Source organism: Desulfosporosinus orientis DSM 765 (genome assembly GCF_000235605.1).
Taxonomy (GTDB): domain Bacteria; phylum Bacillota; class Desulfitobacteriia; order Desulfitobacteriales; family Desulfitobacteriaceae; genus Desulfosporosinus; species Desulfosporosinus orientis.
Genome location: NC_016584.1, coordinates 2,180,411 through 2,194,062, shown reverse-complemented (window position 1 = coordinate 2,194,062; position 13,652 = coordinate 2,180,411). Strand labels below are relative to the sequence as shown.

Annotated in this window: 11 protein-coding genes; 3 read left to right on the top strand and 8 right to left on the bottom strand. The window is 43.0% G+C overall.

Annotated elements, in window-relative coordinates; translation table 11 throughout:
* Positions 1-89 precede the first annotated feature (89 nt).
* Both DESOR_RS10130 and DESOR_RS10125 read right to left on the bottom strand, forming a co-directional pair.
* The gene (locus tag DESOR_RS10130; protein WP_014184502.1) at positions 90-2,270 is read right to left on the bottom strand and encodes an ABC transporter ATP-binding protein; all 2,181 of its coding nucleotides are present in this window, start codon (positions 2,268-2,270) and stop codon (positions 90-92) included.
* Complete coding sequence (locus tag DESOR_RS10125) at positions 2,267-3,994, bottom strand: ABC transporter ATP-binding protein (protein WP_014184501.1); 1,728 nt, start codon at positions 3,992-3,994, stop codon at positions 2,267-2,269. Before DESOR_RS10125 ends, DESOR_RS10130 begins: the two co-directional genes overlap by 4 nt.
* A gap of 346 nt (positions 3,995-4,340) precedes the next feature.
* Here DESOR_RS10125 and DESOR_RS10120 point away from each other — a divergent pair, with 346 nt between their 5' ends.
* Positions 4,341-5,687: a sigma-54-dependent transcriptional regulator gene (locus DESOR_RS10120; RefSeq protein ID WP_014184500.1), complete on the top strand. Its 1,347-nt coding sequence runs from the start codon at positions 4,341-4,343 to the stop codon at positions 5,685-5,687.
* A gap of 111 nt (positions 5,688-5,798) precedes the next feature.
* Here DESOR_RS10120 and DESOR_RS10115 read toward each other — a convergent pair whose 3' ends face one another.
* Positions 5,799-6,410: a hypothetical protein gene (locus DESOR_RS10115; RefSeq protein ID WP_014184499.1), complete on the bottom strand. Its 612-nt coding sequence runs from the start codon at positions 6,408-6,410 to the stop codon at positions 5,799-5,801.
* 41 nt (positions 6,411-6,451) lie between these two features.
* Complete coding sequence (locus DESOR_RS30585) at positions 6,452-6,583, bottom strand: hypothetical protein (RefSeq protein ID WP_014184498.1); 132 nt, start codon at positions 6,581-6,583, stop codon at positions 6,452-6,454.
* 279 nt (positions 6,584-6,862) lie between these two features.
* On the opposite strand from DESOR_RS30585, the gene DESOR_RS10110 reads away from it, so the two are divergent.
* Entirely contained in the window at positions 6,863-8,386 is a 1,524-nt protein-coding gene (locus tag DESOR_RS10110) for an ATP-binding protein (RefSeq protein ID WP_014184497.1), read from the top strand.
* Between the two features lie 417 nt (positions 8,387-8,803).
* On the opposite strand, the gene DESOR_RS10100 is transcribed toward DESOR_RS10110, so the two are convergent.
* Positions 8,804-9,544, bottom strand: a complete 741-nt coding sequence (locus tag DESOR_RS10100; RefSeq protein ID WP_014184494.1) for a C1 family peptidase — start codon at positions 9,542-9,544, stop codon at positions 8,804-8,806.
* Positions 9,545-9,741: 197 nt separating this feature from the next.
* Between DESOR_RS10100 and DESOR_RS10095 the strand changes: the two genes are divergently transcribed.
* Positions 9,742-10,017, top strand: a complete 276-nt coding sequence (locus DESOR_RS10095; RefSeq protein WP_014184493.1) for a hypothetical protein — start codon at positions 9,742-9,744, stop codon at positions 10,015-10,017.
* 9 nt (positions 10,018-10,026) lie between these two features.
* On the opposite strand, the gene DESOR_RS10090 is transcribed toward DESOR_RS10095, so the two are convergent.
* The 3 genes from DESOR_RS10090 to DESOR_RS10080 all read right to left on the bottom strand — a co-directional run bounded on the left by DESOR_RS10090 (position 10,027) and on the right by DESOR_RS10080 (position 13,640).
* Entirely contained in the window at positions 10,027-11,157 is a 1,131-nt protein-coding gene (locus DESOR_RS10090) for a radical SAM/SPASM domain-containing protein (protein ID WP_242832486.1), read from the bottom strand.
* Positions 11,158-11,347: 190 nt separating this feature from the next.
* A complete protein-coding gene (locus DESOR_RS10085; protein ID WP_042331044.1) occupies positions 11,348-12,385 on the bottom strand; it encodes an NAD-dependent epimerase/dehydratase family protein in 1,038 nt (345 codons plus the stop codon).
* Positions 12,378-13,640, bottom strand: a complete 1,263-nt coding sequence (locus DESOR_RS10080) for a beta-ketoacyl-[acyl-carrier-protein] synthase family protein (protein ID WP_014184490.1) — start codon at positions 13,638-13,640, stop codon at positions 12,378-12,380. Before DESOR_RS10080 ends, DESOR_RS10085 begins: the two co-directional genes overlap by 8 nt.
* Positions 13,641-13,652: the final 12 nt, after the last annotated feature.

The following is a 13,652-nucleotide window of genomic DNA, read 5'->3' as shown; positions in this document are numbered from 1 at the left end:
TATTAAATTTTCTTAAAATTTATAATTTAGATAATATTAATTAAACAGCACCCCCTGACGCTGCGCCAAATGGGAGCGCAGCCAACTGCTTACGCTCCCAAACTTTGTTCTGAAAACTGGCTGTAATAAAGATCTGCATAAAAACCGCCTTTCGCAAGGAGTTCTTGATGGTTGCCCATCTCGACAATTTTGCCTTGGTTCATCACCAGGATCAGTTCTGAGTCACGAATTGTTGACAGCCTGTGGGCTATGACAAAATTCGTTCGGTCTTGCATGAGATTGTTCATGGCCTTTTGGATCAATACTTCCGTTCTTGTATCCACACTACTGGTGGCTTCGTCAAGAATCAGGATTGTCGGATCTGCCAGAATGGCCCGGGCTATAGTCAGCAGCTGTTTTTGACCCTGAGAGATATTGGTCGCCTCTTCATTGAGAATCGTATCGTACCCATCCGGCAACGTTCTGATAAAATGATCGGCGTGAGCCGCCTCCGCCGCCTGTACGATGTCCTCCATGGTGGCTCCTTGTTTCCCATAAGCAATATTATCTTTAATTGTACCGTTAAACAGCCAGGTATCCTGGAGTACCATGCCAAACATTTGTCTTAATTCACTTCGTCTGATATCCCTAATATCAACTCCATCGATTCTGATAGCGCCCTCATCAATTTCATAAAAGCGCATGAGCAGGTTAACCAGAGTGGTCTTGCCCGCGCCGGTGGGTCCGACAATGGCGACGGTATGACCAGGTTTAACTTCTAAGTTCATATCTTCTATTAATGGTTCATCTTTTTCATAGCTGAATGCCACGTGCTCAAAACTAACCCGGCCTTTGGGCATGTCCATAACTTGGGCATTGGCTTTGTCAGGAATTTCTTCTTCTTCATCAAGAATTTCGAAGACACGTTCCGCACAGGCTACTGTGGATTGTATGACATTGGCAATATTGGCCGTTTGCGTAATGGGCATGGTAAATGACCTGGAATATTGAATAAAGGCTAAAATATCTCCTAAACCAAGTAAGTTCCGGGTGATCCATATTCCGCCGACAATACTGATACCTACATACCCCAGATTGCTGATAAAATTCATCAGCGGAAACATAATACCGGAAATGAATTGCGCTTTCCAGCCGGCAGTGTTTAAACGTTCATTGATCCGCTCAAATGTTTCTATAGAATCTTTTTCCCTGCCAAAGACTTTGACAATTTTATGCCCTGTATACATTTCTTCAACATGACCGCTGAGTTGGCCCAATTCTTTCTGCTGAGCAGCAAAGTATTTCTGAGATTTTTTGGCGATCGCAGTCGTGGAAATAATATAGAGAGGTAGGGTCACAAAGACTATGAGAGTTAGAACAGGGCTAATGGTCAGCATCATGATTATATAGCCAATAATTGTAAAGATTGAGGTAATGACTTGGGTTAAACTTTGCTGCAAAGTGGTTGCGATGGTATCAATATCATTGGTTACACGGCTTAAAATATCGCCGTGGGGATGTTTATCAAAATATTTTAACGGCAATTTGCTTAGCTTAAGATCAACCTGCCTGCGCATATCCCTAACTGTTCTTTGAGATACACCTGACATAACCAGACCCATAATCAAACTAAAGACCGCACTGATGAAATACATTCCTAATAGAATCAAGACAATCATGCCAATGTAGTCAAAATCATACTTTCCATTGGTTTCACGGATAGCCCGAATAACTCCGTTAATCTGATCCTGGGTTAATGTTATGGTTCCTTTCCCCGTTTGAGAGCTTGCAGGCATTTTTTGACTTAAAGCCAACATTTTTTGGATGATATCAGCTTTCTGATTGGGGTCCGTTACCGTACTCAACATGGGCAGCTTCATAAACTCTTGCAAAGCATTAAGAGTTTCAGCGTCGGTAGGTATCTGTGGGGTTTTTCCGCCGGCCAAGGACTGATTTTGCATTAGTTTCATTTGCTCGTTGATTTGCTGAACCACTTGATTCTGTACAGCAGTCATTTGCTGAATCATCATCTTAGCCATATAACCGTCTTGCAGCTTATTCATGGCCTTAGCAGCCACTTTGGGAGCAACTATGGTAAAAATAGTGCTGGCAACGGCAAATATAACAACAATAATCAAGTTTATCTTATGCGGCTTTAAATAGCGGATCAGCCGTTTTAAACTTCCTTTGAAATTCTTAGCTTTTTGGACCGGGGCTCCAAAACCCCCGCCAAATCCCCCGCCTCCTCCATGTCTGGGACCGGGTCCTTGGGGTCTCCTTTCCTCACTCATGCAATTTCCTCCTCTGACAGCTGTGATGCAACGATCTCCCGATAGACCTCACAGGTGGCTAACAATTCATTATGGGTTCCCATTCCGGCTATCTGCCCTTTATCTAAAACAATAATATTATCCGCATCCATAACCGTCCCTACTCTCTGGGCAACAATAATCACCGTTTCTTCGGCAATCTCCCGTTTCAGAGCTGCCCGCAGCTTGGCATCGGTTTTAAAATCCAGAGCAGAAAAACTATCGTCAAAAATATAGACTTCCGGCTTTCGGGCTAAGGCGCGGGCGATGGAAAGGCGTTGTTTCTGTCCCCCGGAAACATTCGTACCTCCTTGGGTAATGCGATGCTCAAATCCTTCGTCAAAATTGTCGATAAATTCCCTAGCCTGGGCAATGTCTGCAGCATGTCTTATTTCTTCATCCGTAATTTTTTCATTACCAAAGCGAATATTCTCACTGATGGTTCCCGAAAATAACTGGGCTTTTTGAGGTACAAATCCTATCTTCCGGCGCAAGGTTTCCTGAGATATCTCCCGTACATCCACCCCATCAATTAGAATACTTCCTTTATCCACATCATAAAATCTTGGAATTAAGTTAATGAGGGTGGATTTACCGGAACCCGTACTGCCGATAATCGCTGTCACCTGCCCAGGATGAGCACTAAAGGATATGTTTTGCAAAGCTGGCATTTCAGCACCATGGTAAGAAAACGTTACATCTTTAAATTGGACATGCCCTTTTTCTGCAAAAGAGTTTATAGTTTCTTTGGGGTCAGTAATTTCAGGAACCGTATCTAAAACTTCATTAATTCTTACGGCGGCTGCCTGCGCCCTGGGAACCATAATAAACATAAGAGAAAGCATCAGCATGGAAAACATAATTTGCATAGCATATTGAGTAAACGCCGAAAGAGCCCCCAGATCCATGCTGCCGTTGCTGATGCGAATTCCGCCAAACCAAAGAACAGCTAAGGAGGTCATATTCATAACCAGCATAATGGACGGCATCATAAAAGCCATGATTTTATTGACTTTTATGTAATTATCCGTGAGATCAACATTTGCTTCATCAAATCGTTTCATCTCAAAATCTACGGTATTAAAAGCACGAATCACGCGAATTCCTGTAAGTTTCTCCCGCAGAACAAGATTAATCTTATCAATTTTCACTTGTACTAAGCGAAATAGGGGTATCATTCTCGAAGCAATTAAAGCAATAACAACAGCCAGTATAGGTATAGCGACAGCCAGGACCCAGGTAAGTTCTTTGTCTTCCTGTAAAGCCATAATAACACCTCCGATGGCCATCATAGGAGCACTGACCATCATGCGCAAAATCATGACGGTGACCATCTGAATCTGGTTAATATCATTAGTGGTTCGGGTTATGAGAGTTGCGGTTCCGATTTTATCAAATTCGTGGAGGGAATAACTCTCAACTACTCTAAACACTTTGCTGCGCAAGATCGTACCCAAGCCCACCGCTGATCGGGATGAAAAGAAACTGGCTAATATAGAACTCAGAGCCCCTCCGGCGGCAACCAAGAGCATATATCCTCCAATACTCATAATCTTCTTTGTATCACCTTTCATAACTCCATCATTAATAATATCCGACATTAAGGTCGGCAGGTACAAATCTCCTAAGGTCTGTATAAAGATCAGAACCAATGCACCGGCAAGCATTGCTGAATAGGGTTTTAAATACTTAAATAATTTCAGCACTCTTATGCCCCCTCCTAAATTTCGATATCATCGCCTGACAATTAGTATCACCTTAATAGCTCGATGTAATTCCAGAAAAAACATAAAGAAAGGGGTAAACTGTACCCTCCAGAATGGACACAGAAAAGCAGCTGTGATCCAAACTATAAGGTACAGTTTACCTTTAGTCTCATGCTTATATTAACCATGTCAGTTGTTAGGTTTAAATATTTCGAATCCCGGGACTTAAATTTCGTAATTACGTATCCTGATTATGAAGATATTGATTTCCTGTAGACAGTGAATGTCAGTAATGATACTTTAATTGTGAGTATAGTCACATGGAAACCTAAAGGAAGTGTTTTACGTGAATAAGTTGCTTGTGATCGACGATGAGGAACATCTATGTTGGGCTCTTGATAAAGGCCTCCGTCAGGAGGGTTATCAGGTGCTGACGACTACTCAAGGCAAAAAAGGTCTGGAACTCATTCAGAATGAAACACCGTCCTTAGTAATTCTTGATCTAAAAATGCCTGGCATGGATGGATTAGAACTATTGGTTAAAGCCAGAGATCTTATTCCCAAACTGCCGGTGATCATTATTACGGCCCATGGTTCTATTGATACAGCCATCGAAGCTATGAAATTGGGGGCTACGGACTATATCACCAAACCCTTTGATCTTAACGAACTTAAAATAATCATCAAACAAGCTTTAATGGTTAGTCGTTTACGGGAAGAAGTGGTTTTTTTACGATCTGAACTAAACAAACAACATGGGCGGATTTTAGGCAATAGTCCTGCCATTCAGGATGTTAACACTCTTGTGGAAAAAGTAGCCGACAGCAATGCTACGGTATTAATTACCGGTGAAAGCGGGACAGGTAAAGAAGTTACGGCTCTTTCCATTCACAACCTGAGCTACCGCAGGGACAAACCATTTGTGCCCATTAATTGCGCAGCACTGCCGGAGTCATTATTGGAAAGTGAGTTATTTGGTCATGAAAAAGGTGCTTTCACCGGTGCCGTGGTTCGGAAAATCGGTCGTTTTGAATTGGCGGATAAAGGAACCTTATTCCTGGATGAGGTCACGGAAATGCCGCCGTCGATGCAGGTAAAATTGCTGCGGGTACTTCAAGACCGGCAGTTTGAGAGGGTCGGAGGCACCGAAAGTATTAAAATCGACGTCCGGGTCATTGCGGCTACCAATCGAGATCCTTTAGATTGTGTCAAAAAAGGGACGTTTCGCGAGGACCTGTATTATCGCTTAAATGTATTGCCGATTCATGTCCCTCCCTTAAGGCAGAGAATAGAAGACATCCCTTTGCTGACCATGCACTTCCTGCAAAAATTCAACCCTTCTCAAGAACAGCTGATTTCTCCCGAAACAATGGAAAAGTTAATGACCTACGAGTGGCCGGGGAATATCCGTGAGTTACAGAACGTTATTGAACGAGCTATTATCCTATCTCAAGGTAATGACATTAAAGTCCATCATTTACCGAATGAAATTCAAAAGAAAGAAAACACTGCCGCTCAAGGTTTGATTCTCAACTTTCCTGATCAGGGCATCTCCTTTGATAATGTGGAGAAAGAGTTGATTCTTAAAGCACTTGAAAAAAGTACCGGCAATCAAACCAAAGCGGCTCAACTTTTAGGGCTAACTAGGTCTGCACTTTTATATAGGGCTCAGAAGTACCAAATTAAGTTATGACAAGAACCGTTAATTAGCTTTCCTCCAGTGTTAAATCATCCGTGTGCCAAAGCCAATGACCAAAGAAAACCAGAAAATCCCAAAAGCATTTCATTTAAATCACCCCTTCTTTTAAATCCAAAGATTTAGACTATCTTTGTGTTCGATTATTTTATCAGCAATATTTATTGCCGCCTCACGAAAATAACGTTCACTTTCTTCCCAATCTTGCAGGCTTTTCCTGCCCTTTACCTTGCGAATCAGAGGTATCCAATTGGTTCGGTTAATATCAAAATTCATGATGGATCGTTGGAATTCATCTTCCAGGTTTGTAGTCTTCCAGTAGTTGGGACCATCCTCTGCCTGCTGATCAAAGACACGCCGTACTAACTCGTTCGTAATCGTCCCAAAGGTAATCAGCAGTTTAGGCTGGTGTTGGAGCACGCTTTTTCTTAATTCAACAATTTCCGTTGCAGCTTCTGCAGGCAAAGGTTTTGAGGGAATGGAAACTCTGCCAATATTGCTGGAAGCATACATGATATAGATTCTTCCCCTATCAATTCTCCCATGCAGCTTACGATATACCCGATCTTGAATCTCATATAATATTGGCGTCCAAATGTCGAAGACATCATTGGGATACCTAGAATTCACTAATAACCAAATAGGGCTGGATTGATCTCCAGATTCCCGGATCATTTTCACACTTGAATTTGAATATTCATTCAACACGACACTTCTCACGCCGATTCCACCTTTCATAGTTTAAGTAAGCTGCCAAATTATCAAATACTTTTGTATAAGGAATGGAATTTTCTCATGACCTCTATGATTAGTTCCCTCGTTTCAAGCTCATTATGAATATTGCAGGAATCAAAAACACTTTGAACCCACTCACTGAATTGATCCATGGTCATCAAATTGCCCCCCAAACCTAGAACTTATTCGCTCTATTATTTAAATACACAAGATATTCAGTGCAATTTTTGTGCCAATATTTTTAGGCCTTTTTTTGATGGTTTTGTATGTTTTCAGACAGTGAATCTGCCGCCCACACACCTGGGCCGTATTTTATCGCCAATAAGAACCCGGCAAATCCTTGAATCTAAGCCCTTCCTAACACCCGTTTCCTCTTGTTTGTTATTAGACAGCTGCGTGTGAATTGTCTGAATTCACACGCTTAGGGGGTATTATTTATGTTGAGAATTTTAAAGAATACATCCTTTGCAACTCAAATCATGGTCACATTTTCTGCCATCATGCTAATTCCCATATTGGTGATGGTCTATGATATCTTCTTCTCAGGTGTTAAAGATGAAATGCTTCTAAAAACCAAAGAAGAACGATTGGGAACCATGGTCAACGCTACCATTCAGGGGTTAAACGAATCACTTCAGCGCTGGAATGCAGAATTCCACTCTCCTCTTACTCCAGAGGATACCCGTCTCATTGCCAATGCCTTCGAAGTCGCCAAACCACTAGCTGATGCCAACCCGGGAGTACGGCTGGGACTCTACATTCCCGAAACAAATGACCTTTTCGTTTACGGATTTCTCCATCAATACCGGCCTCAAACCCCTGAAGAAATCAAAGCAAGAGAAAATCGGGTTTTAGACGAAGCTTCCTCAGGATTAGTGGCGGTGAATGCTACCAAAAAACCCCTTTCCCGTATTACCGGTTCCCTTGGCAACCAAACATTTGAATATTTAATGCCTGTCGTGGAAGGTGAACGGCTTGTTGCCATTGCCTGGGCAGACGAACAGGTTCATCCTGTTTTTGCCCAGAGCCGGCAATTCAGCATCATTGCCCGCTGCTTAACTCTTTTGGGATTAATTCTTGGTCTTGGAGCTGCACTTTATGTGATTCATAACTTGGCTAACGAGGTGCAAATTATCAAAAACGGGATTCTAAGTATGCAGGAAGATAGTGAAAAAAGACTTCCTTCTTTACCGGGGGAAATTGGGGAAGTAGTCCAAGCCATTAATACTATGGCGGATAATCTGAAAGAGAAGAAACGCTTAGAAGAAGAATTAATGCGCTCTGAAAGACTGGTAGCTCTTGGTCGTCTTGTCACCGGAATTGCCCATGAATTAAGAAATCCTCTAGGCATTGTTAAAGCCACCGTTCAAGTCATGGAAGGAGAATTTAAAAGTCAACCAGATTTGCAAGAATATACCCAGGTTATTTGTGAACAAGTAGACCGAGGAAATCGAGTCATCAAAGAGCTCTTAGACTTTGGTCGTCCCAGTAAACCCATTGTCAGCCCTGTTAATCTGAATAGTTTATTAGAATCCGTTCTTACCTTTACTTATCCAATGTTAAGACAAAACAAAATAGAGCTTGAGAAGAAGTTTGAACCCGGCCTTCCTATGCTAAACATTGACATGGATCGTATAAAACAAGTCTTTGTCAATTTGATATTGAACTCTATTCAGGCAATGCATGGCGGAGGAAAGCTAATCATCCAATCCGTTGATTGTAAGGATACCATCGACGTTCATTTTATTGATTCCGGATCAGGTATTAATCCTCAGGATTTGCCCCATGTTTTTGATCCTTTTTATACAACTAAAGACGATGGTGCCGGCTTAGGCCTATCCATCTGTTATCAAATTATCCAAATGCATAGAGGCAAAATCTGGGTTTCCGACACTTCCCCATCAGGAACAACTATGACAGTGAGCTTACCCAAATCAAACCTTGTTCTAGAAATCATATGAACAAAAAGTAACTCTCAGCTTTTGGCGCTGAGAGTTGCTTCGGTAATGCCGTTTATTAAAACTGATATTAGAAGACGATCCCCATAGCAATCAATAACAAGATAATTACCACTACGATTGCGATTCCGGCACCCAAACCATAACCACCTTCACCAGCTACACCTGCTCCGAAAGCCATCATTCATTCCTCCCTATCTTAGATTTTTTCATTTAATTAAAAAATTACACCCAGAGCAATTAGAATAAGAATTGCGATGGCAATAATTCCTGCTCCTAATCCGTAGCCACCGCCACAAGCACCACCATATCCATACATACTATTACTACCTCCTTCTAATTTTGTTATTTATTTCCAATTCCAGTTTATGCAGCATCATATCTTTTTGTTTACTGCCAAGGCTTAATAATACATTCCTGCTAACGAGCAGTCCACAGATCAAATATAATTCCATTGTTAATAAATTTAGCAGGAATATAGCAATACCCCTTATCACCCCAGCTTTCTCCCCATGAATTGCGGACGATAAAGCATTGCCTTAGCCCCATTTTTTTATATCCCACGATGAGCATGGCATGCCCGCCAAGAACTTCTTCCCCTGCCCTGGGGCTAGGAACAATTCCTGATTGGGCAACCCTGTCTGATTCAAAGGATTCATAAACAGACATCCCCATCACAACGGGATACCCTTCCGCCAGACATCTCTGAACATCGTAAATCGTGCGAAGTCTTTGGTAGCTGTCAATCTTAAACCTCCCGGCTTCCGTTTCCGCTTCAGCGGAAGGGGCAACGGTAAATTGACTTACTTCATATGGCCATAAGGCTTCTGAACAGATACCCAGCTTTTTTAATACTTTTATCCCATCACGAATTTCCGCCCCGGAATCTTCATCCACTGTGCCCTCTAGCAGTCTTTCGTGATAATAAAGAAAAAGCCTGGATAAGGGCACATTGGTTTGCATATTTTTTATCTCCAAGTATTCACGCAAACCGGACCCAATAGCGTTAGCAGTACAAGACCCTAGCTCTCCTTGATCGACAACGGGAGAGCAGCCGCTTCGTAAGTCTATCTCACTGGGGAGATCTTTTCTTATTGGCAGTCTGGCATAAAGGTAATCTCTTTCATCATGTTGATCTTTCTTACATAAATACTTTCTCAAGGCTTATATCCCCTTCCAAATCTTAAATCCTTGTCTCACTTTTATTTATGTTCCCAGGGACAGTTTGGTTACATAATAAAACACAAGGGTCCCCAGGCACTTAAACTGTGCCAGGAAACACTTGTGTGAAGCTGAACTACATAGAACTAAGGAAGCTGGATAAAATACTGTTAGAAAAAATATGAAGGAGATTAATCATGACTAAAGTTAATGGCCAGTTAATGAGCAAAGAGGCTTTTCTTAAAGATGCTCCCTATAGCAAAGAACCTTATGAAGGAATTATTGTCAGCGCCGATACTCGGAATGACCAGTATAAGATCGGTATCCAGCTCAGTGAAAATCAAGTGCTCCTTGTGGATAAAGTTGAGGATGGAGCCATTCAAGAACGGTTAATTCATTGGATACCCCGTGTCAATGAAATACAAACGCAATACAATGTTAACAATGATCTCCAGAACTATGCCGATCAATAGATCATTCTTCTAGCGTAATCTCTCCAGCTTCTCATATAAATCCGCCGCCTTTCCCCGCTCCCAGGAAGTATAAATTCTCTTCGAGAGTTCCAGAGTCAGGGGCAAGGATTTCAAGCCATTCTCCTGATAAAGATAATGAATCTCCCGGCTGCAGCTTTCGCACAGGTAATTCTCTCCCCCCCAGGGAAAACAGCTGCGCATGGTTTGATAAATCTCTGCAAAAGAATCCGCCCCAATATTGCCAAAGGAAATATTCAAAAATTCACAAGGCTGTAAATCCCCCTTGGCATTAATATAAAAGCGGTCCGTGCCTCCTGCCGTACAGCCGAAAACAAAAGGATCTTCCTCCATAATTTGTGCTGAGATAGCAGGATAGCCGGCAAATCGCTTATCCAGATTGTAGCGATTCACTTTTTCTTTAATCAGGCGGATATCTGAGGCCGTGAATTCATGCTCCCGGTTTTCCAGCCAGCCTCCCGCCGGTTTTGGTTTAATAATCTGCACATAACAAGCCTTAAATTCTTTAGCCCTGGCCATGATATTTTCAAAGGTACCGTTATAAAAATCCTCACGCAGTAAACAGGTGTTAAAAGCTACAGCTAAGCCCGCTTCATGGCAGAGCCGGACGCCCTCGGCCATAGTATCCCAGGCAGAATCCTTGCCTAAAAAATCATTGAAAGCCTGGGCTTGGGGACTGTGCATAGAAAACATGACAGCCGTCACACCAAGCCCCTTTAATTCCCTTAGCCTCTTTAAAGTCATGCCGGCACCGGTGGAATTAATCCAAATTTCCGAGCGTTCATCGATAACCAAGCAAATCTGCCTTAAGCGTTCATAAGCAAAGAAAGGTTCACCGCCTTCAATGTTAAAAAAAGCAATCCCCATTTCCTGCAGCCTCCTGACCACCCCCGTCAGCACTTGAATATCCACATCCGGCCCCCGGTCAAATTTTTGATAACAATGCCGGCAGTGATAAGGGCAGGCTGAGGTAACGGACACTAAAACTGTGGTACAGGGCATCTTCTCCTCAAATTGACGGAATTTCCGGCAAGCCGTTTGAAAAGCCGCCGAAGGAAAGCCCGGGATATACAACCCGATTCTCGTCTTGCCGTCGATGGTGACATATTTATTATGCTTCATCCTGGACAGAAAAAGCAAAAGCCTTCTTAACAGCAGTATAAATCTTCTCAAGGAAAGCTCCCTCTTCCACACTTGGGGGAGAAAACAGCAAAAGACGCTAAGTTTCAGCCTAAGTTCAAAGACGCCTTTCCCTGCCCCTGTTACATTCCTCACCTTTAACAAAACTTAACCCCCTTTCAATCTGAATGGTTCAAATCAGACCTTTCTCTTTATACCAGAATACGGTTCTCCTGACGCCTTCCTCAAGGGTGAAGGAATTTCTGAAACCCAGGATTTCCCTGGCTTTTTCCACTGAGAACTCAATATTGTCATAAAACATGTTTACTCTGCCCCTGGTCAGAAGCGGCGGCTTTTTAGCCCGGGCCAGGGTAAAGAAAAGTTCCATCATAAATGCCAGGGGATAGATGAGGGGTTTAGGAAGATTCCCAGGCTTTTTTAATCCGGCTTCAGAGCAGAATAGGCGGTAAATAGCATCCATGCTTTCCGGCCTCTCATTACCGATAAGAAAAGTATGAATACCCGGCAACTGCTTTAAGTAGGCGAGAAAAAATGCCCTGGCTAAATCTCCGGCATAGATTACATGAAATTTGTTCTCTTTCCTTCCCGGTACAAAGGGAATACCCGACTTGGCGGTCTTTAAATATTCATAAAATCCTGTGTTAAATTCCCTCTCCCCATAAACCCAAACCGGCTCTAAGATTGTCAGGTTTAAGCCATGCTTTGCAGCAAACAACAAGGCAGCTTCCTTAGCTAAAGCTTTCGTGTCCCGGTAGTAGTTTAACTTGCAGGGAAAAAGGAAATCTCCAAAATAAGGGTAGTGAGACTGATACGGGGATTCTTCGTCCTTAACTGAGAAGGAATTTTCTTCGCCATAAACTGAATTGGACCCGGTCAGCAAAACGTTCTTTATTCCGGCCTGCAGGCAGGCAATCAACACATTCACGGTACCGACAACATTGGTTTGATAGAATTCTTCGTAATTTCCCCAATCCGCCACTTTGGCTGCATTGTGAATGACCCAGTCATAGCCCCTGAAGGCTCTTGTCAATTCCTCAATATTCCTTAAATCCCCGGTTTTTAATTCAACATCTAACCCCTCAATATTAACGAGGCTGCTTTCTTTTCTGATCAGGCAGCCCACCTTGACCTGATTTTCACAAAAACACCTTGTGATATGACTGCCAATAAAGCCAGTCGCTCCCGTAATCATGACCCTGTTGTTATTCATTGTCTTCATACCTTTTGAAAAGAAGCGCTGCATTATGGCCGCCAAATCCGTAAGACGCAGACAAAGCATACTTGATGGGAGCAGAGATCGTCTCCAAGGGAAGATTCAAATTTGCCAAAGGTTCTGCCGTTAAGTTGCCATGAATTCGGGATTCCTTGATGGATACTGCAGCAACAGCCGCCTCCAATGCTCCGCTGGCCCCAATGCTGTGCCCCAGAATCCCTTTTGTCGAATTAATATAGGGCTGATTGATCTTATCCCCAAAAAAACCCTGGATCACCTCAGATTCAACAGCATCATTGGCAGCAGTTCCTGTACCATGGGCATTAAAATAGTCAATCCGAATCCCTTGGCAAACCTTCTCCAAAAGACCCTGTATCTTCATGCCTCCGGGCTCCATCTGAACAATGCTGTAGGCATCACTGCCCCCTTCGAAGCCAACAATTTCGGCATAAATATCTGCCCCCCTGCTGCGAGCCTTATTTAGCTCCTCTAAGATAAGAGCACAACCAGCCCCTTCATTAAACAGAAAACCGCTTCTTTGCTGGGAAAAGGGCTGTGGTCTGCCGTCATCCGCTTTAGTCAAAGCTGCCATCATGTCAAAACCTCTCATAATTGCTCCAGTGCGTTCTGCCAGCACCTCCACACCGCCTGTGATAATGGTATTGCACCGGCCTTGAGCGATGGCTCTGTAAGCCTCCCCCACAGCATAACTTCCGGAAGCACAGGAAGCATTGAGGGTATAACTAAACCCTTTCAGAGCAAATAAGATAGATATCCAAGCAGCCGGAGAGTTGGTCATGAGCATAGGAATCACCATGCGGTTAAATCTGGGAGCGTCGGGGTTTGCTGAATCAGCAATATGAGCGGTATAGGAATCGAAGGCCGTCTGCAAACTGCTCATACCAATGCCTATTATTGTCGGGCATTCTTCCAAGCCCTCTACTTGCCAGTACTTTTCACCGGGACGGACCTGTAAGCCGGCATCTTCTAAAGCCAGCTTCGTACATAAGACAAAGAGCTTAGAGGCTTCCTCCATCATTCCCTCTACTGATTTAGGCAAGCCCAGATCTGTGAGGGAAACCTTGGGTTTGGGAACTAAGTAACGGGATTTAAAGCTATAATTCTCTTCATAACTCTTAGGAATCTCAGTTATACAGGTTTTTAAACCAAAAATACTAGCGAAAAAATCCTTTTTACCGATTCCCAGGGCCGTTGCCGGTCCCAGGCCGGTAATCACAACTCTGCGCTTCACACTAATCCCCCC

Excerpts from the sequence above, each read along its gene's own strand:
- DESOR_RS10095 (WP_014184493.1), top strand. The coding sequence starts at position 9,742 with ATGACTAAAGTTAATGGCCAGTTAATGAGCAAAGAGGCTTTTCTTAAA.
- DESOR_RS30585 (WP_014184498.1), bottom strand. The coding sequence starts at position 6,583 with ATGACCATGGATCAATTCAGTGAGTGGGTTCAAAGTGTTTTTGATTCC.
- DESOR_RS10130 (WP_014184502.1), bottom strand. The coding sequence starts at position 2,270 with ATGAGTGAGGAAAGGAGACCCCAAGGACCCGGTCCCAGACATGGAGGA.
- DESOR_RS10110 (WP_014184497.1), top strand. The coding sequence starts at position 6,863 with ATGTTGAGAATTTTAAAGAATACATCCTTTGCAACTCAAATCATGGTC.
- DESOR_RS10090 (WP_242832486.1), bottom strand. The coding sequence starts at position 11,157 with ATGAAGCATAATAAATATGTCACCATCGACGGCAAGACGAGAATCGGG.
- DESOR_RS10085 (WP_042331044.1), bottom strand. The coding sequence starts at position 12,385 with ATGAATAACAACAGGGTCATGATTACGGGAGCGACTGGCTTTATTGGC.